General features: G+C 57.6%; 13 protein-coding genes. 6 read left to right on the top strand and 7 right to left on the bottom strand.

Annotation, left to right across the window (positions count from 1 at the left end):
- Positions 1-11: 11 nt before the first annotated feature.
- The 3 genes from K227x_RS14570 to K227x_RS30565 form a co-directional block, all read right to left on the bottom strand.
- Positions 12-1,709 (bottom strand): GspE/PulE family protein, encoded by a 1,698-nt coding sequence (locus K227x_RS14570; RefSeq protein WP_145170528.1) that lies wholly within the window; start codon positions 1,707-1,709, stop codon positions 12-14.
- A 296-nt stretch (positions 1,710-2,005) separates the two neighbouring features.
- Complete coding sequence (locus K227x_RS14565; protein WP_246146814.1) at positions 2,006-4,951, bottom strand: secretin N-terminal domain-containing protein; 2,946 nt, start codon at positions 4,949-4,951, stop codon at positions 2,006-2,008.
- A 313-nt stretch (positions 4,952-5,264) separates the two neighbouring features.
- On the bottom strand, positions 5,265-5,435 hold the full coding sequence (locus K227x_RS30565; RefSeq protein ID WP_218934016.1) for a hypothetical protein: 171 nt from the start codon (positions 5,433-5,435) through the stop codon (positions 5,265-5,267).
- Between the two features lie 109 nt (positions 5,436-5,544).
- Here K227x_RS30565 and map point away from each other — a divergent pair, with 109 nt between their 5' ends.
- The 3 genes from map (at position 5,545) to K227x_RS14550 (ending at position 9,194) form a co-directional block, all read left to right on the top strand.
- A complete protein-coding gene (gene map, locus K227x_RS14560; RefSeq protein WP_145170524.1) occupies positions 5,545-6,396 on the top strand; it encodes a type I methionyl aminopeptidase in 852 nt (283 codons plus the stop codon).
- 214 nt (positions 6,397-6,610) lie between these two features.
- Positions 6,611-6,994 carry a hypothetical protein gene (locus tag K227x_RS14555; RefSeq protein ID WP_145170523.1) on the top strand — a complete coding sequence of 128 codons (384 nt, stop codon included), beginning with the start codon at positions 6,611-6,613 and terminating at the stop codon, positions 6,992-6,994.
- Positions 6,995-7,781: 787 nt separating this feature from the next.
- Entirely contained in the window at positions 7,782-9,194 is a 1,413-nt protein-coding gene (locus K227x_RS14550) for a sulfatase family protein (RefSeq protein ID WP_246146813.1), read from the top strand.
- Positions 9,195-9,208: 14 nt separating this feature from the next.
- Here the strand turns inward: K227x_RS14550 and K227x_RS14545 are convergent, their stop codons facing one another.
- Positions 9,209-10,123: an alpha/beta hydrolase gene (locus tag K227x_RS14545; RefSeq protein WP_246146812.1), complete on the bottom strand. Its 915-nt coding sequence runs from the start codon at positions 10,121-10,123 to the stop codon at positions 9,209-9,211.
- 22 nt (positions 10,124-10,145) lie between these two features.
- Positions 10,146-12,245, bottom strand: a complete 2,100-nt coding sequence (locus tag K227x_RS14540) for an alpha/beta hydrolase family protein (RefSeq protein WP_218934015.1) — start codon at positions 12,243-12,245, stop codon at positions 10,146-10,148.
- A gap of 383 nt (positions 12,246-12,628) precedes the next feature.
- Here K227x_RS14540 and K227x_RS14535 point away from each other — a divergent pair, with 383 nt between their 5' ends.
- The 3 genes from K227x_RS14535 (at position 12,629) to K227x_RS14525 (ending at position 18,332) form a co-directional block, all read left to right on the top strand.
- Positions 12,629-15,898, top strand: a complete 3,270-nt coding sequence (locus K227x_RS14535) for a DUF1553 domain-containing protein (protein ID WP_145170521.1) — start codon at positions 12,629-12,631, stop codon at positions 15,896-15,898.
- Between the two features lie 61 nt (positions 15,899-15,959).
- Positions 15,960-17,438 carry a DUF1501 domain-containing protein gene (locus K227x_RS14530; protein ID WP_145170519.1) on the top strand — a complete coding sequence of 493 codons (1,479 nt, stop codon included), beginning with the start codon at positions 15,960-15,962 and terminating at the stop codon, positions 17,436-17,438.
- 198 nt (positions 17,439-17,636) lie between these two features.
- Positions 17,637-18,332 (top strand): polyamine aminopropyltransferase, encoded by a 696-nt coding sequence (locus tag K227x_RS14525; RefSeq protein ID WP_145170517.1) that lies wholly within the window; start codon positions 17,637-17,639, stop codon positions 18,330-18,332.
- Between the two features lie 730 nt (positions 18,333-19,062).
- Here the strand turns inward: K227x_RS14525 and K227x_RS31160 are convergent.
- The gene (locus K227x_RS31160; RefSeq protein ID WP_246146811.1) at positions 19,063-19,221 is read right to left on the bottom strand and encodes a hypothetical protein; all 159 of its coding nucleotides are present in this window, start codon (positions 19,219-19,221) and stop codon (positions 19,063-19,065) included.
- A gap of 312 nt (positions 19,222-19,533) precedes the next feature.
- The gene (locus K227x_RS14515) at positions 19,534-20,040 is read right to left on the bottom strand and encodes a hypothetical protein (RefSeq protein WP_145170513.1); all 507 of its coding nucleotides are present in this window, start codon (positions 20,038-20,040) and stop codon (positions 19,534-19,536) included.
- Positions 20,041-20,050: the final 10 nt, after the last annotated feature.

The following is a 20,050-nucleotide window of genomic DNA, read 5'->3' as shown; positions in this document are numbered from 1 at the left end:
ATCCAACTTAGCTAGACTTGTTCGCCCTTGGTGACTCGCAGCACTTCTTCGACGCTGGTGTCGCCAGCAACGACTTTATCCCAGGCGTCCATGCGTAGAGTCCGCATGCCGTTTTTGATTGCTTCGCGGCGGATATCCCAGCTGCTGGCGCGATCCTGCGCCTTTTGGCGGATCTCGTCATTGGTGACCAACAACTCATAGATCCCCATTCGTCCACTGTATCCGAAACCGCGGCATTCACGGCATCCGATCGGTCGATAGATTTGGCGGTCGCCCAGACTGTCCCACGCAAAGTCCGGCGGCGCGTCATCACTGGTTGGCGTGAACGCTTCTTTGCAATGTTTGCACAGTCGTCGCAATAGCCGCTGTGCCATGACGGCTTCGACCGTACCGGCGACCAAGAACGGTTCGACGCCCATGTCGCCCATACGCGTGAATGCACCGGAGGCATCGTTGGTGTGCAGCGTGCTGAACACTAAGTGACCGGTCAAAGAGGCTTGGATCGCGTTTTCGGCGGTTTCCAAGTCGCGAATTTCCCCCACCAGGACCACGTCCGGATCATGCCGCAGGATACTTCGCAAGGACGTCGAGAACGTCAGTCCGATCTTCGAGTGGACTTGGATCTGGTTGATGCCGTCAAGCTGGTATTCGACGGGGTCTTCGGTGGTGATAATTTTGGTTTCGGGGCTGCGGATCTGTAACAAGCTGCTGTACAGCGTCGTCGTCTTCCCGGATCCCGTCGGCCCGGTGACCAGGATAATGCCGTGGGGGAGTTCGATAATCTTGCTGAATCGTTCGAAGATTGCCCGGGACATCCCCAGCTTTTCTAGCTCGAATACCATCGACGATTTGTCCAACACCCGCATCACCAAGCTTTCGCCGTGGATCATCGGAATCACACTCAGCCGGATATCGACGTCGCGTCCGTGGACTCGCAGCTTGATCCGCCCGTCTTGGGGCAATCGCTTCTCGGCGATATTCAGCTTCGCCATGATCTTTAGGCGGCTGATGATCGCTGCTTGGAATCGGTTGATTTCCGGCGGGGTGGGCTGGGTGTGCAGGATGCCGTCGATGCGGAACCGAACCACCAATCCGCTGCCCTGCGATTCAATGTGAACGTCACTGGTCCTCGACTGGATCGCTTCCAGCAGGATCTCGTTCACCAGCCGCACGACGGAGGCTTCCTGGGCCATTTCGCTGAGTTCGCTGCCGTCGGATTCAATCTTCTCTAGCAGTTCAACTTCGTTTTCCTCGTCCCCTTTGGCCGCCATCAACCCTTCGATGGTTTCGCTACCGACCCCAAGGTGCCGATTCATCAGTTTGGCGATTTCGTCGCGTTGGGCGACCACCGGGATGATGTTCTTGCCGGTCGACGAACTGGCTTCGTCCAACGGGTACAGGTCCAACGGATCCGAGGTTGCGACGACGATCGAATCACCGTCGAATCCGATCGGAAACAGCGAGCTGCGATAGATCAGTTTTTGTGGGAATCCTTCCAGCGCCGTCAGGTCCACGTCGACTTCGCGCAGATCGACAAAGTCCAGGCCGACTTCATCAGCCAGGGCTCGCAAGGCATCGAGTTCATCGACGTATCCCAGCGACACCGCGGACTGCAGAACGCCGCCCGAATCACTGGTTTGGCTTTGCGACAACTGTTCCGCTGTCAAAAGGCCTCGTCGTTTAAGAATTTCGCCTGCGTGCATGGTCATAGAAGCAGTTTACTGGGAAAGCATGGTCATCAAAGGAAAGATCGCGATTCGCGGCTAGTATTCCGTGTCCACGAAACATGCGGGCAAAAGTCGCTAGGACTGTCGTCAGTCACAACGAGGCCGAGACTCTTGACGGTTCGTCGATTTTGTTCCGTTTGTAATTCTGTATTTGAGCCATTTGGGCGATAGCCCCGGTTCTTGGATGATGAAACCGAGGCTATCGCCTAAACGACTGATTCCATCGACAAACCATCAACGAGTTCCGCTACCCCAACCAGGGTCTCGCGAAGCGGCCCTTAATTGCCTCTTCGTCCACCGCCACCGCCCGGTGCTCCACCGCGTCCACCACCGGTTGTTCCGCCACGTCCGCCACCCGGTGCTCCGCCGCGTCCGCCACCCGTATCACCACCACCTCGCATGGATCGAAAGAATTCGATGCGACGTTGGATGTCGGCTGCTGAACTGGCTGCGGCATCGCCGCCACCTGTGGATGTCGTCGGACGGGTAGTCGATGAACTGCTGCTAGTAGCCGTTGTCGAGCTTGATTTGGCTTGAGTGCCCAAAATGGATTCGAGCGCCAATTTTAGCACGTCTGGGTTGACCGCACCGTTCATCGTGTAGGTGCTGATCGTTTCTTCGGTGGTCATCCCGCCGGCGTCCAATTGTTCGACCAGTGCCCGGACCTCATTAAAGTCCTGGGGGGTGGCGATCACAACCAACGAATTACTCTTTTGGTCAACAGCGATGCTGATTTTGCTCGGCTCGCTGCCGGCGGCTTCTCCGCCGCCACCGCGTCCGCCACGTCCACCGCCACCACCACGCAGGGCTTGGATGAAGTCTTGGGGTGATGGTTGGCCGCCACCGCCACCACCTCGGCCTCCGCCACCGCTGTCTTGACCAGCGATTCGGTCACCAAAGACAGCCTTGACCACATCGGCCACTTCCTTGGCATCCTGGTAGATGACCGGAATCAAAAGCGGTTTGGCTGCTGTTTCAACGTCTTCGGGGCTTTCCTGGCGATCGATCTTTTCCAGAATCAGTTCGATCATTTGCAGATCGATCGGGCCGGCTTGAATGATCAATGCGTTCAGACGCGCGTCGGGAACGATGCTGACCGAACCGGTGGTCGTTAGGATCGATTTTGCCGACGACGATTCGCCACCACCACCGCCGCCCATGCCAAGCAATCCGCCTAGCATTCCGCCGCCGAGTCCGCCCATCATCGAATCCATGGCCGACGATGCCGAACTATCGGCGCCGCCAAGGATCTTCGAGATCAGCTCGGCCGCTTCGTCTGCTTTGCAGTACTTCAACCAGAAAACCGTTGGTAGATCGGACTGAACCGCTGACGGACCGGCGAGCGATCCCATCAACGATTCGAATGCGTTAAGTGCTTCGACGTCTTCCGATGCGATCAGGATTCCGGCGGGTGTGAATTGAACCACGATGTCGCTGCCGGCCACCGAAATGGTTTGGCTGGTGGTGGGTGTGGTGTTTTCATTTTCGGCGACAGCCAGCGAGTCCGAATCGGCGTCCGCGGCATTGGTATCCGACGAATCCTCTGGCGTGTCGGCTTGCACCACGACCAGGGTGTTCGCGTTGCCGGAAGTGCGGCGACGGTTGGTTCTTGCTTCCGAACCGGCAGGGACGGACCGTGGTCGATCGTCGACCGATTCCAAGTCCGATTCGCGGATGACACGTCGTTCTGGGATCCCGCCGCTGCCACCGGAGGGCCGCGATGGTGTGACGGTGCGGATGCGATTGGCGCGTCCCATCACGGGCCACAGTTCTTGGACTTGATTCAGTGCGTCTTCGGCGGCGCGTCCGGTGTAGGGCAGGATCCGAACCTTGTCGCTGAGTTCGCTGAGGTGGTCATCGCCTTCGAGTTCGGCCAACAGTTTCTCAACCAGTGCGATCTCGGCGTCAGTGCCTCGCACCCACAACTTGCCGCTGGCGGGATCGCCATCGACTGTCGGGCCTTCGCCGCCCTCTTCGGTGACGCCAAAGAACTTGTTGATCGTCAACAGTGCTTGCGCCGGATCGAGCCGACGCAGATCCAGCACCTTGAACGATTCGCCGTTGCCTTCCATTTCGGCAATGCTTCGTTTGATCATCTCGTGTGTATCGGGACGAGCGAAAGCGACAATCGCGTCGGTCTTTGGATCGATCGCAATTCGAGCGTCCGGTGTGCCGGCAAGCAAGGTTTGCAACACGTCAAACACGGTCGCGCTATCAGCATTGGTAATTGGGTGGGTGCGGAAGGTGGGCAGCGCGACCTCGGCACCGTCGTCGGCGGATGCGATCGCCAGCGGTTGATCCGCCTTGGCGATGATCGATTCCAACAGTCCGGTTTGGCCCGGCAACCCCGTTGCATAGATCCGATCGCCCAGCGGGCCGACTGAAATGCGAACATCTTCGCCGGCGTTGGTGCCCGCTTCTAGACCGAGCAAAGGACGCGCGATTTCCAGCAGTTCTTCGGCACCGCGATTCTTCAGCACGATTTCGACCACATTGGTGTCCGCCAAAGAAGCGTCCTGCAACAGTTCGCGAATGGCGATCAACTTGCTGACCGTTTCGGTCACTTTGACTTGGCGAGCGCTATCGAGCACGACCACGCGTCCCCAAGGGCCGACCATCAGCACCAATTCTTCGCGAGCGGCCGACGGAGTCAGGCTGCCCAACGGAAAGACCGAGCTGACGATATCGCTTCGGCCGCGTGCGTCCAGGTCTTCGGGTTTGACCAGTTCGGCGATCTCGCTGATCAGTTTGTTCGCGTTCTCGGCCTCCAGATCGATGACCTGCAGCAACCGACCACGTCGAACCAGCGAATAGCCGCGTTTCATCAACGACAGGTTCAGCACATCGAGCGCTTCGTCAATCGAATAGGACCGCGTCGGATCGGTGAAGGTGAAGCTGCCCATCGGAATCTGATCCAATTGCAGCGACAGATCCGCTTCGTCGGAAAACCACTCCAACACCGAACGCCATTCGGCGCCCGAGAAGTTAAACCGCAGGTCGGCTCCCACCTTGGCCGTAGGCTTCACCAACGGTTCGGCCCGATCGGACTGCGATTCTTCGGCCGGTTTCTCGGCTGCCTTTTCTGGGACATCGGTGACAGGCACCGCTGCGGCAGCTGGCGCGACATCGGTGGCTGGCTGCTGGGCGGCGAGCGGATTTCCGGTCGTGCACAGCAAGCTAACCAATGCAAAAGACGGCGCCAAAAATGCGAGTTTCGACTTCATGGGTGTGAAAGACCGCGTCTGATGAGAAAATGGAGGGGCGATGAGCGATATCTTAGTTACAGTCCGGCAGACTGCTGTTTGAGAAACCGGACTCTGGCGATACCTGTCGCAAGATCCTGCGTCCCAGTTCATCTAACCCCTTTGATTGCCCCGAGTTCTGGTCGTCTGAGCTTGTTGAAACGTTTTTCGGCCGAAAACACGCCATCGACGCAAACCGTGCAATCAGCCCATTCGTTGCGATCGCAACGAAAAAGGAGACGATGTCGGCTGAATGGAGGCTCCGCTGGGGACGCTCTGTATCCAAAATGATCCGCTAAATCGCTGAAAACACGTCGCCAGTGTGGATCGATCCTGTGCACATCACCGGGATGTTCAGGTCCGACAAGCGATCGAAACGGACCAAATTTGGGGTGGCGAACATGACCTTGGGGGAATGCCCATTTTGCGGGATCGGCAAGACGGGGAAGTGACTTGGGCAAGCCATCGTGGGCTGGTAAGATATGGTGCAGCGGAGCTCCTCTTTTCTAAATCCCATGTAAGCTCCGCCGGGCTGCTTGCCGTCACCCGGTGGGAAAAACTTGAGTACGAGATCGATGTTGAAGAAGCAAAAGAAGCTGATTCTTACGACCGAGCAGCAGGACGCGATGCGTCGAGCCGGGCGTGTGAACGCGCGCCTACTGGATTACATCCGACCGCATGTGACCGCGGGGATTTCCACGCGACAGATCGACGAAATGATCCATGGCTGGACGATCGACAATGGTCACGTGCCTGCCACCTTGGGATATCAGAACTACCCGAAAAGTTGCTGTACCAGCATCAATGACGTGATTTGTCACGGGATTCCGGACGAATACGTGCTGCAGGACGGTGACATCATCAACGTCGACATCACCACGATCGTTGACGGATGGCATGGTGACCAAAGCGAGACGTTCCTGATCGGCGACGTATCGGAAGAACGACGTGCGGTCACCCAATGTGCGTTTGATTGTCTGTATTTGGCGATCGAAGCACTGACGCCTGGATGTCGCGTCAGCACGATTGGCGAAACGGTCGTCCCCGAGGCCCATCGGCGCGGTTTCACCGTCGTACGCGAATATGTCGGACACGGGTTGGGGCTCCAGTTTCACCTGGACCCATCGGTGCCACACTTCCCCAATCGCCAAAGCCGCATCGACCGGCTTTACCCCGGAATGTGCTTTACGGTCGAGCCGATGATCAATGCCGGCAGCCGCTATACACGAAGCGACAAAGACGATGGATGGACAGTCCGGACCAAAGACGGACGTGCATCGGCCCAGTTCGAACACTCGCTGTTGATGACCGAAGACGGACCCGAAATTTTGACGCTGACCGAAGATGGTCCTCGCCGCGGGCACCAATTCGAGTCCAATTCGGGATCGCGTTCGACCGGCGACGCCAACGTCGAACCCGCGTCTTAAACCGCACGTCCGGTCAACGACGCGTGGCGGAATTCGATGGCATCGCCGAATGGTTTCTGATTGAGACCGCGGACGAAGGGAGTCGCCTGCGGTAGATCCCAGCGATTCGGGCATTCGCCGGTCGGGTGTGTTACGCTAGATCAATGGTCTGTTTCAGGCTTCGTTCCTAGGGCAGACACTTTGATTTCGTTCCTCTGGCGTTACGGACGCTGCGATGCATTTAGTATCCAAGGACATTCTGATCCACCGGTTTGTTCCCGACGACGGAGCCCCCACCGCTGCGGTTCGAGTCACTCATCGGACCGAACGGAAGGATGCCATCTGCAATGCGACGATATCGCCGCATGACAACCTGCGGACGGCGATGGCAGAGCTTGTCGAAAAGCTGAACCCGCACCCGGACCACATCGGTCGTCCCAAGCTGTTGATGTTTGACGAGGTCACGTTGAAGTTGCCCGAGTCGACCCAGGACGGATTGATCACCGAGATGCTGTGGAACTTCACGCGATCTCAGTGGCAATACTTTGTCAAATGTCGCAACGACCATGCTTCGGGAGTCTACGACTTCGCCGATCTGCAACTGTTCGAAGAAGCTTAAGTAAGAGTCCACAGCAGATCTAACGGCCCAGCACTTTTAGCCCCTCCCCCCCGGCCGCGCGATCCCCACCCGTAGCGCAAGTCGCCAAGACTTTCGGCCATCCCTCCGGCGGCGCGATCCCCACCCGTAGCGCAAGTCGCCAAGACTTTCGGCCATCCCTCCGGCCGCGCGATCCCACCCGTAGCGCAAGTCGCCAAGACTTTCGGCCATCCCCCCGGCCGCGCGAACCCCACCCGTAGCGCAAGTCGCCAAGACTTTCGGCCATCCCCCCGGCCGCGCGATCCCCACCCGTAGCGCAAGTCGCCAAGACTTTCGGCCATCCCCTCCGGCCGCGCGATCCCACCCGTAGCGCAAGTCGCCAAGACTTTCGGCCATCCCCTCCGGCCGCGCGATCCCACCCGTAGCGCAAGTCGCCAAGACTTTCGGCCATCCCCCCCGGCCGCGCGATCCCCACCCGTAGCGCAAGTCGCCAAGACTTTCGGCCATCCCCCCCGGCAACGCGATCCCCACCCGTAGCGCAAGTCGCCAAGACTTTCGGCCATCCCCTCCGGCCGCGCGATCCCCACCCGTAGCGCAAGTCGCCAAGACTTTCGGCCATCCCCTCCGGCCCTCCCCCCCGGCCATCCCTCCGGCGGCGCAGCCGAAACTCTTGGCGAGTTGCGCTACGAATTGCCACTCCCCGCTGGATTCGACGCGAATCTGACTAGGACCGTTCAACCGATGGACCAGTCTGGTTATTCTCAGTGGCATCCCTCCACTGAATCCCTCCCGTCAGGAAAATCGCACCGTGAAGAATATCGTGTCGAAACGTTTCTCAGGCCTTTTCGCACCGTTGTTGGCGGTCGCATGCTTGTCGTCGGCCCCCGTCCAGGCTCAGAACGATGCTGCTGCGGACAACGCATCCAAACAGCGGCCCCCCAATATCGTCCTGCTGCTTTCGGACGATCAAGCATGGACCGACTATGGGTTCATGGGGCATGCTGAAATTCGCACACCCAATTTGGACCAGTTGGCCAAAGAAGGCGCGACGTTCCGTCGTGGCTATGTGCCGACGGCGCTGTGCCGACCTTCGCTTGCGACCTTGCTGACCGGGCACTACGCGTCGACTCACGGCGTGACCGGGAACGATCCATCCCCCAAGTATGCGAATCCGAATTCCGAAAAGTATTCGCAACAACGTGCCCAACTGATTTCGTACCTAGACCGTTTTGACACGCTGCCGGAATTGTTGGCCGAGCGCGGCTACCTGAGCCACCAGAGCGGAAAACTGTGGGAAGGAAGCTACCAAAACGCGGGCTTCACCCACGGCATGACCAAGGGATTTCCCAATCCGGGCGGGCGACACGGCGACGTGGGCCTGAAAATCGGTCGCGATGGAGTCCAGCCTGTCAAAGAATTTGTCGAGATGGCCGTCGCGGAAGACAAACCGTTCTTCCTGTGGTACGCACCGTTCCTGCCGCACACGCCGCACAATCCACCGGAGCGGATTCTGGCGAAGTATCGCAACGACAATACACCCGAATCGGTCGCCAAGTATTACGCGATGTGCGAATGGTTCGATGAAACCTGTGGGGACGTCTTGAAACTGATCGATGATTCGGGCCAGCGCGACAACACCTTGGTCGTATCGCTGACCGACAACGGCTGGATCCAAGATCCGACCAGTTCCAAGTACGCACTGCGTTCAAAACAGTCCCCCAATGAAGGTGGCATCCGAACGCCCATCATCTACCGTTGGCCCAATTCGATTCGTCCCGCGGATCGTCCGGAATTGGCGACCAGCCTAGACATTGTTCCAACGATGTTGGCGGCCGCGGGTGCAAGGATTCCTGCCGATCTGCCAGGCCTGAACCTGATCCCCAACCTCTCCTCTGGTGACGCCATCGATCGCAAGCAAATTTTCGGGGAAAGCTTTGCCCACGATATCGCGGACATCGAAGACCCCGAAGCATCGATGCTGTTTCGCTGGGTGATCGAAGACAATTGGAAACTGTTGCTAACCTATGACGGCGAAGTCAATCGGTACGCAAGCACTCACCCACGCACAGAGCGGGGACCGCAATTGTTCGACCTAAGCAAGGACCCGACCGAGCAGCGGAACTTGGCTTCCCAACATCCCGACGTCGTCACGCGTTTGGCCAACGACATCCAGTCGTGGTACCCGGTCAAAACACGCAAGACAATCACGATTGCCCCGTAGGTAGCGACCGCCGCCTAGCGCTGTTGATCCAAAAACTGGACGACGCGATCGATTTGCTGCGGAGCGAAAAACTTTCTTCCTCCGTGGCCTGCGTCTTGGATCGTCACCAGTTTGGCCTTCAGCCCGGCCTGCTGATACAGCGAAACGATCCGTTGGCTTTGATCCAACAACACGGTCTTGTCTTTCGTGCCGTGGAAAACCAACAGCGGCGGGTCATCTGGACTGACATACGCCGCGGGGCTCGCTTTGGATTCCATTTCGGGTTTCAGCTTGCCATTGGGAGTCCCGCCCAGCAGTGCAAAGGATCCCGATTCTTCGGTATAGGCACGTTCAGGCTGTGTCTTCCCTCGCAGCACAAAGTCCGACGGACCAAAGTAGTCGACGATCGCCTGCACGGTCGACGATTGTTCCAAGTGGTCACCCAGGTCGCCCTCCAATTCCGCAACGCCACCGGACACGCCGGCCAGAAGCGCCAGATGTCCTCCCGCAGAACTGCCGGCTACCGCGATCCACTTTCCGCTATAGCCGTAACGATCCGCGTTTGCACGCAGCCAACGGATGGCGGCTTTGCAGTCGTGAATCTGCGCGGGGAAGATCGCTTGGTCCGTGAATCGGTAGCTGATGCTTGCCACCGCATAGCCGTGTTCGGTCAACACGCGGAGGGCTGGTTTGTTTCGTGAACCTGCTCGCCAACCACCGCCGTGGATCCAAACGACCAATGGCGGCGCCGGTTCCAAATCGGGGACATACAGGTCCAGTTTCAAAACCGTGCCATCCACGTTCGCGTACTGGAGGCCTTGCGAAGTGGTCACACGGTTTTGCGATGCATCCTGGGCGGATGCCGGTGGCGCCGAGGGGCCGTCCATCCACGTCAAGGCGAACAGCGTGGAAATGAGCAACCGACGATGGATGGACTTTGGCATCAACATGGAATTTCCTATTGGTGATCAATCAGTCTTCTTCGCTGGCAACGTCGGACCAGACATTCAACTTGGAACGCGATTCGGCTTGTTTCATAATGCTGAACATGTCCACCACGCGGCTGACGTTCAGCAAAGTAATCCCGTCCTGGTGGTTGGATGGCGGATGGATCAATTCCAGTTCCGTAACCGGTTGGTCGAACAGACTGGCGTACAGAATCCAAGCCGCAGCGTGATCAGACCCACGCAGTGTCAGCGGTGCATCGTCAAATTCCGGGATCGATCGCACCGCCGCGATGGCGCGACGCAGATCCCAGATACGCATCCCATCTAACGTCTGTCCCAACAGCATGAACCGTCGTCGGATGTGGCCACGCTTGGTGTCGTTGCCGGACCACTGCGTGGGTCCGATTCCGCGTGGTGGGAACAGCACCAACGTCCCCGTGGGATCCTGCTTCAATCGTTTGGAAAGCGTCTGGAAACGGTCGTCCGATCCAACGGCATCGGGGAACTGCTTGGGCAAAATCGATGCTAGCCCACCAGCAACTTCTTCCCAAGCTTCCTGGCCCAGCACTTCGACCGTCCAGTGGTTTGGTGTTGCGTTGTTGGCATCTGCAGAAGGGGGCTCTGCAGAACTATCTTTTGCGGGTTTGGTTTCCTGCGGATCTGCTTCCTTGGGTTCCGGTTCAGCGGACAACACAAACAGCGGCAATCGAAACGGTTGCTGGCTATCGAATTGGTAAACATCGCAGCGGATTCCGTCCTTCACCGAGGTCGCGATTCGCTTGGTATCCAGCGCCGGGATTTGATCTCCGCTTGGCCAACCGGCAAACGTTTTCTGCAACAGCGATTCCTGCCAATTCGGATCCGGATCCTGGACCTCGGGCACGAACCACTGATCCGCTGTGGTCACTCGCTCGTCTGCCGGTGGAGTGTCAAAGACGGCCAGATCCGTCAACTCGATGCACTTGTCCGCCGGCATTCGGATCAGTTCATGATCGTCTCTCAAGAAGCGAGTGAACCAACGAAATGCATGGACGCGAAGTTCTTGCGTGTCCTTGTGCGGCCCTTCGGTGATCTGCAAACCCAAATGGTTGGGCTCGCCATACAGTTCGTAAACGTCACGGACTTGGCGATGAATCTGGACCACACCGTCCAACGGGAAAATACTGTCTTTGTCGGTATTGGAAATCAGCAGGGGACGCGGGGCGACCAACGCCGCGACACGTCCGTAGTCCCAGCGATAGGTATTGATCATGTACATGCAATCACAGTGGCCTTCGACGCATCCATCGACGACGTGATTGTGCAGCGTCGTGATGCCGGCGACGGGAACGGCAACTTTGATTCGCTTGTCCAGCGCGGCGATCCACCACGAATAGACGCCGCCACCGGATCGCCCGGTCACACCGAACCGATCAGCATCAACTTCCGGGCGGGTCTCTAGATAGTCGAGTGCTCGCATCCCGGTCCACGCCTCGACCCCCGCCGGAGTGTACCCGCGATTGTTCCACCACCATTTGCCCAGCCGATACGTGCCGTGATGCTGGCCGGGAAACTCGCCCAGTTGAATCGTGTCGATGACCAGACAGGTGTAGCCGTTCCTGGCAAACCAAACGCCGTGATGATGATAGGCCGCTTTGTTGCCCGGCCGAACTCCGTCTTTCACCGTATTGGCATGACCACAGACGTACAAAATCGTCGGCAGCGGTTCGTCACATTTCGGCGGAAGATAGTAGTTGGCCGCGACGTACAGACCTGGTGAGGGTTGAAAGTGCAGTCGTTGAACTCGAAATCCATCACGTTGTTCGGTGCTGACGATGACCGGTTTCAACGGAGTCCGTTCAGGCATCGGGTCCAACCCCAGCATTTCGGCCAACCGCTTGCGATCGGTGCTCTGTTGTTCTTCTAATTCAGGAAGAGTCATCCCAGGCGTTACGACATCCGTCGACAGCGATGCGGTTTCCAATTGAAAGTACTGCGTCAACATCCGGTCGCCGACGTCCGTCTTCGGCGCGTTGTTGGTCTGACCCGATACGCTCACTGTCGTGGTTAGAACTGCGAACAGCAGAGCCAATTTGGAAGCCAATCCATACGTCCGCGTCGCGATTGGAGTCGTCGGGTGTTGCACAGCAAAGTCTTTCGCTGGAAAGGTGGGAAAGCAACGGCATCGAGCCACTGCGGCAGGACCGACCATTCTAGCCGTATCGGAACCAACAGATGTGAACCGTGTTGCTTTGCCGCCGAAAATTATGCCCGCGGTCGTCCAACTTCATTCGCGACCGCCCCAATCATCAAGTCCACACGCCGATGCAGGAACCGCAGGCCTGTGGATGGTCGGCAGAACCCGTCCCAGCGAAGTGCATTGACCCCCAAGAGGGGATCTTGAGGTGGCTGCAGCACGAAGCCAAGCTTGCTTGCATCGGACGCCGTGGACCGTCAAAGTAGATGCGTGCCGACAGCCAACTAGAATGCACAGACAAGCCCCTGTTGCGATTTTCGAACGAAGGTTCCATGTACCGAATTTCTGTCACCTGCGCACTGTTGATCGCCAACGCAGCGATGCCGATGTCGTCGGCCTTTGCAAACCAAGTGGACTTCGTTCGCGACGTGCAACCGATTTTGCAAACCCATTGTTATTCGTGCCATGGCCAGGAAACCCAGAAAAGTGGCCTCCGGTTGGATATCAAATCCGAAGCTTTCAAGGGTGGCGACGGATGGGGAGAGAGCATCATTCGAGGCGATTCGGGCGAAAGTCCGCTGATCGAAATGGTCCGCAGTTCTGACGCGGATTCGCGAATGCCTCCCGATGGTGACCCGCTGTCCGATTCCCAAATTGATCTGCTGGTCCGTTGGGTCGAACAAGGCGCGGAGTGGCCCGATGGTGTGGATTCGGCGAAATTGGAAGACCGCATGGATCACTGGTCTCTGAAACCGGTGACGGCACCGCCGCTTCCCGAGGTCCAACAGCAGGATTGGCCATTGTCCGATCTGGATCGATTCGTGCTTGCGAAATTGGAACAGAACGGTCTGAAGCCTTCGCCGCCTGCCGATCCGATCACGTGGCTGCGACGTGTGACATTGGATCTGACCGGTCTGCCGCCGACGATCAACGAAGTCGCGCAGTTTCTTAAACACGCAAAGGATGGTGACGCAGCCTACGCAGCCGTTGTTGACCGGTTGCTGCAATCACCCCGATACGGCGAACGTTGGGCGCAGCACTGGTTGGACGTCGTGCGGTATGCCGACACCCACGGTTTTGAAGTCAACACCGAACGCCCCAATGCATGGCCTTATCGCGACTATGTCATTGATGCACTCAATCGCGACACGCCGTACGACCAATTCATCAAACAGCAGATCGCAGGGGATGCGTCCGGTCATGACGCCGCCACCGGATTCCTGGTCACCGCATCGGTGCTGTTGCCCGGCCAGATTGGCAAGGATGCACCGTCGATTCGCTTAGCCAGACAGGACGCGTTGGACGAAATCGTCAACAACATCGGACAGACCTTCCTGGGGCTTAGTGTCGGATGCGCCAGATGTCACGATCACAAGTTCGATCCGATCACCGCGAAAGACTATTACGAGATGCAGGCGTTTGTGGCCGGCGTTGAATATTCCGATCGGGAAGTCCAGTCCCCGGAAACCGAAGCCCGAAAGCGTTCCGTCGTGGCGCTACGAAAACGGCTTTCGACGATCGAACAGAAGCTGACTCAGTTCGTCCCAACAGCGATGCCCGCCCAGACACCGCAGGCGGATTCAATGGTTGCAAACGCACAGCAGAACATCGAATCGTTCCCGCCGGTGGAATCCAAATTTGTTCGGTTCACGATCCACGATTCCAATCTGCACCCATCGCTTGGTCTGATCGAACCCTGTCTGGACGAATTCGAGATCCTGACGGACGAAGAGAACCCGATCAACGTCGCCTTGGCATCGTTGGGGACCAAGGTCACGGCCTCTGGAAGCCGTTCGTCGGCGAAGCACAAACTGGAACACGTCAACGACGGACGCTACGGCAACGCTCGCAGTTGGATGTCGGATTCCAACGGAACCGGTTGGGTACAGTTCGAATTGGCTGATCCTGTACGAATCGCACAGGTGGTCTGGAGTCGGGATCGCGATGGGAAATTGGCGGACCGGTTACCCATCGCCTACACGCTGGAATCGGGGCTATCGCTGGATCAAATGCAGCCGTTGGTCCACGTGCAGCCTCGCCGTCCACCGGTTCAACCGTCTTTGAACATTGATCGCTTCACGCCCGTGCCGGCGAAACGTTTGCGATTCACCGTGATGTCCACCAACAATCTAGAACCCTGTATCGATGAACTGGAAGTGTTCAACGCAGATGGGAACAACATTGCGTTGGCAAGTGTCGGCACCAAGGTGACCACGTCGGGCGACACGGTCGTTGCCGATCGACACGATCCCCAGTTCGTGAACGATGGAACCTATGGAAATTCGCGAAGCTGGATGTCCAACGAATCGGGCAAAGGCTGGGTCGAGTTGCAGTTCGCAGACGAACAGGAGATTACGCGTGTTCTATGGGGACGCGATCGAAAAGGAAAGTTCAGCGATCGGCTGGCGACAAGCTACAAGATCGAAGTTGCCAATGACGATTCGACGGACAAATGGATGGTCGTCGCCGATTCGACCGATCGTCACGATTGGAAACCCGATGCCGACCGGCGGCCGACGTACAGTTTGGCAGGTCTAAGTCCTGATGATTCACGCACAGCACAAAAGCTGCTGGAACAGAAACAGTCGACCGAAGCCAGGATCGCGCAAGCAGAGCGTGCGAAGTTGGCTTTTGCTGGTACGTTCCGAAAACCAGACGACATCCATCGGCTTAGCCGTGGTGATCCCGAACAGCCCAAGGAACCGGTGACTCCCGCGGTCCTCAGCGCACTGGGCGACCTGACGCTGCCCGCGGACACCGAGGAACAAGATCGCCGGATCGCGCTGGCTGACTGGATCATCCAGCCCGACAACCCGATGACGGCGCGGGTGATGGCCAATCGAATCTGGCAATGGCACTTTGGTGTGGGCCCGGTGGAAACGCCAAACGACTTTGGTCGCAACGGCGCCGAACCAACGCATCCCGAATTGCTGGACTCTTTGGCCATCAAGTTCATTGAATCCGGATGGTCCATCAAACGCATGAACCGCATGATTGTCTTGTCGGCGACCTATCGTCAGCAATCCGCGCATCAACCCGAAGCCGCGGCCAAGGATGCAGACGTAAAACTGCTTTGGCGATATCCATCGCGTCGACTTGATGCCGAAGCGATTCGCGATGGCATGCTTGCGGTCAACGGACAGCTGAACCTGACGATGGGCGGTCGCGGATTCAGTCTGTTCAATAAACGCGGCGGTCTGTCCGGTTTTACCCCCGTGGAATCGTTCCAGCGTGACGGGCTTCGGCGGATGGTCTATGCCCACAAGGTCCGGCGGGAAACCGATGCTGTCTTCGGAGCCTTCGATTGCCCCGACGGTGGTCAAAGCGCGGCTAAACGCAGCGAGTCCACCACGCCGATCCAAGCACTGAACCTGTTCAACAGCCGGTTCACGATCGAGCAAGCTGCCGCGTTTGCAAGATTGCTTCGACAGCAGGCAGGCGACGACCATGAACAACAATTACGCGCCGCCTATCAAATCGCACTCAATCGCGATCCCGAAGCTGATGAACTGGCCGATGCGGTGCCGATTGTCCATCAATATGGGCTGGAAACGTTCTGTCGTGCGTTATTCAACAGCAACGAATTCTTGTTTTTACCCTAGCGGCGTTACGCGTCGGCAACTGTTCCACATCGCCAGATATTCCAGGCAGTCGGGATCCACCATGCATCTTCGCAACCAGAACGGTTCGCATCAGCAACAACCACTCGGACAATCGACGCAGGATCGTCGTGGGTTCTTGTCCAATGCCGCAACAGCGCTGGGGTCCATTGCGCTGCTGGATCTACTGTCTTCGGATCGTTTGTTGGCCGATCAACCGACGATCGATCCGGCTCGTCCATTCGCCGCACGTCAGCCTCACTTTCCCGCCAAAGCCAAGAATGTGCTGGTGATTTTTTGCGCCGGTGCCGTCAGCCAACTGGAAACTTGGGATTACAAACCGGAACTGATCAAACACGACGGGCAACCGCTCAAAGGCGGTCCGGCGGTCACGTTCCAGGGCCCTGCGGGAGACTTAGCTCGCCCGCAATACGAGTTTCGGCAACGGGGGGAAACGGGGAAATGGGTCAGCGACATGATCCCGCATCTAGCGGAGCTGACGGACGACTTTGCCTTTGTGCATTCGTTGACAAGCAAGAGCAACACGCACGGGCCAGCGGAGAATTTCTTGTCGACCGGCACGCCGCTCGATGGGTTCCCCAGCCTGGGGTCCTGGATCAGCTATGGGATGGGCAGCGAGAACCAGGACCTGCCTGCGTACGTCGCGATCCCGGATCCACGAGGCGTTCCGCAGAACGGATCCAACAATTGGGGTGCAGGCTTTTTGCCAGCGGCGTTCCAGGGAACTCCTTTCAGTTCGAAGCAACCGCTGCGAAACCTGAGCGCGCCCGACGTCAGTCCGGGTGCGGATCTTGCGGCCAGAAAACTGTTGCAGCAGATGAATCAGCGGCATCAAGACAATCACCCCGGTGACACGAAGCTTGCCGCTCGTATCGCAAGCTACGAACTAGCCGCTCGGATGCAAATGAGCATGCCCGAATTATCCGACCTCAGTTCAGAACCTGCTCACGTGCTGAGAAGCTATGGAGCAGACGACGAGTCCAATCCGGTCCGTGCCGCCTATGCACGCAACTGTATTCTGGCCAGACGGATGATCGAAAGCGGCGTTCGGTTTGTTCAGCTTTTCAACGGCGCCTATGCCAGCGGTGGCGACCTAAATTGGGACGGGCACAACAAACTGAAAGAACAATACGACAAGCACGCGGCTGTGTTGGATCAACCCACCGCTGCGATGATCAAAGACATGAAGGCACGAGGGTTGTTGGACGATACGCTGGTTGTATGGTGCACGGAATTTGGTCGGATGCCCTTCTTTCAAAAGGGATCCAAGGGACGTGACCATAATCCGGACGGGTTCACATGCTGGATGACCGGGGCCGGCGTCAAACCGGGCGTCAGCCACGGCGTCACCGACGAACTTGGGCAAAAGGCAATCCAAGATGTCCGACCGCTGTATGATTTCAACGCCACAATCCTGCACCTACTCGGATTCGATCACGAACGACTGACCTTCGAACATAACGGGATACAAAGACGACTGACGAACGTCGAAGGCGACGTCATCCACGAAATCCTTGCGTGAAGCGACGCGCGATCGCGACATTGGTTCAAGTTCTTTGTTCGTCAACCGGCTCGTCCTTGCGTCCGGTCATTCAACGTTTTGATATGCTAGGCGACCGAACGCGACGCTTCTCCAAACGTTTCCGTCCATCTGCTTCATGCCACAGTCCATCGTGACTCTCGACGGCAGCTGCCCCCCCCCAGTCCTGGAAGTGAAACGATGAAACCATCCAAGCTAGAAATATTGGCCTACGAGGATACTCCTCTAGGTCCGCTGTGCTTGCGGCGGCGCGAACTCTTGTCGCAACCGGGTACCGTGGTCACGGAAGTGACTCTGAACCACGAATTCTTGATGAGCAGCTACAACACCGATTCGGAGCGCGCGATATCGAGTCGGTCGATCCAAATCCATGGTGGCAGCGATTTGAAAACGCTTGTTGGCGGGTTCGGTCTCGGCTACACAGCGTGGGAATTGCTGAAAAACGCACAGGTGGCGTCGGTCGAAGTGGTTGAGTTTCTACCACAAGTGTTGGACTGGTTACGTCAGGGGTTGATCCCGCTGTCTTCGCAATTAAGCGCAGCCGAAAACCTGACTCTGACCTCCGCGGACGTCTACCAGCGACTCCTCGGCCCGCCTGCGGATCCGCTGGATTTGATCGTGATCGACGTCGACCATTCACCGAGTGACCAGCTGGGCGAAGAAGAACACGAGTTCTATACCGCGGCTGGTCTTGCCAAGGCAAAACAACACCTAACCAAAGGCGGCGTTCTGTCGGTTTGGTCCTATGCCGAAAGCAGCAGTTTTTCGGAAGCGCTCAACGCCACCTTTGACACCGTTCACGTCGAACCGATTCGAACATTCAATTCTCTGGTCGACCACGAGCAAACCGACTGGTTGTTCTTTGGCGTCAATTAGAACCGCCGAGTGAGTTTGGAGCGGCCGATCGATATCTGAATGTGAGCCGTTTGGGCGATAGCCCCGGTTGTTGGGTGACGTAACCGAGGCTATCGCCTGAGGGATCGTTCGTTGGCGGACCTTGGATGAGGTTTGCTGTGAATGGTTTTGTTGCGTTTCGCTTGGGGATTCGGCCCTGTATTTGGGGGACTGTCAGGTGACGGGATTGATGCGAGCGGGGGAACGCTGAATCAATCGGAAGAGGTCTGGCTACCTACCTGCGCGTCGCTTTCGGTTTTGCGAAGGTAAGCTTCGCGTGCTTTGTTGATCGCGTCCGGCGATGCTTGACCGAACCAAGCTTTCAACTTCGGCCGGCCGAATAGGTGCAGCCAAAATGTTGACATGATCGCATAAATAAGAATGGCGCCAAAGGAATAGGTACCTGTGCGAAATCCTTGTTCCGATGGGATGTAGGAACCGGCCACGAGTAAAAGTATCGTCAGAATCGACAGGTTCCGTGACCGCCGAGAACCACTGATGATTAGCCTGTTCGAGCATGTTTGGCAGCGAAAGACTGGCCATGCCAATGCAAGGCGACGGACAGGAGCTCCGCAAACCGGGCACAGGCCCGTGTCCGATCGTGACGTCGCTGCAGCGGGCAATGAGGTCGGAGCGTCGTATGGATTCATTTCGCTATTGGGAAAGGCGTCCGGCAATCTTTTGGGGCGATTGGTGAGACGGGATGTGCGTTTCATCCCACAGCGTCGCCTTGCATTTTGTCATCCGCATCCGACAACCGATCGTCGTCTCGCAGTGCAAGAAGGCCCCAACAAATCGCTGGCACCAATCTTCCCGTGAATTTGTCGAAGACGATGATCGAGACCATCCACAGAAAAATCAGTCGTCCCATTGGGTAGCCGCGTGCTCGCAAGCCCAATAGTTCCGCCAGCAAAGGCCCCGTGATAATGCCAACGATGAGCAACACCCATGGCAGCGACCACCGATTCCAGTTCCGAATCGCAAGGTAGTTTCCACACCCACCGCAGGCCCCTAGGGGGACCGTGAATCGAAGGAAACCAACCTTACGCCCGCATATCGGACATCGATGCCGCACGTTGGCGGATTCAATCTGTGGCGGAGAATACGGATTCATGTCGTCGTGCAGGCAAGCGTGCGAATCAGCGGAGGAAGCGTATCGGAAATCCCCGTCGTCAGCGATGGATCAACCACCACCGGAGATGAAGTGGTGCAACCGCATGACGTGGAGATGCCCCGGGGGATTGGTGCGTACGTCGCCTCGATAACGCCTTGTGAATGACATCGATTCCCCGCTGGAAACATCCGTCACGATCGCGGCATGCTTCGTCAGAGCCTTCACGTCGAAGGTAAAGTATACCGCCACACCGTCCTGATCGGTAAAGATCAGACGCTTCGGAGTATCCATCCGCCAATGGTAGACCAGCCCGCTGACGCTTATCAGGTCACCATCCCTGGCGCCCATTGTAGAACTGACAACTCCACTAGGAGAGAATCGAAGGTCAAGGACCTTGGTGCGATGATCCAGCGTGTAGGACCATGACTCGTTCCGCAGGTGTTGCCACGTGACAGCGATTGGCCCGCCGCCAGCAACGGACGGCGCAGTCGGATGGGAGTACCAGAGGACCGCGATTCCGCAAACCACCACTACGCCGACCATCATGCCAAGCCGACGCCACGTGTGTTTCGGCATCGTTCGAAAC

Origin of the sequence: Rubripirellula lacrimiformis (assembly GCF_007741535.1) — a bacterium.
Taxonomy (GTDB): Bacteria; Planctomycetota; Planctomycetia; order Pirellulales; family Pirellulaceae; genus Rubripirellula; species Rubripirellula lacrimiformis.
This window is presented reverse-complemented; position numbering and strand designations above follow the sequence as displayed.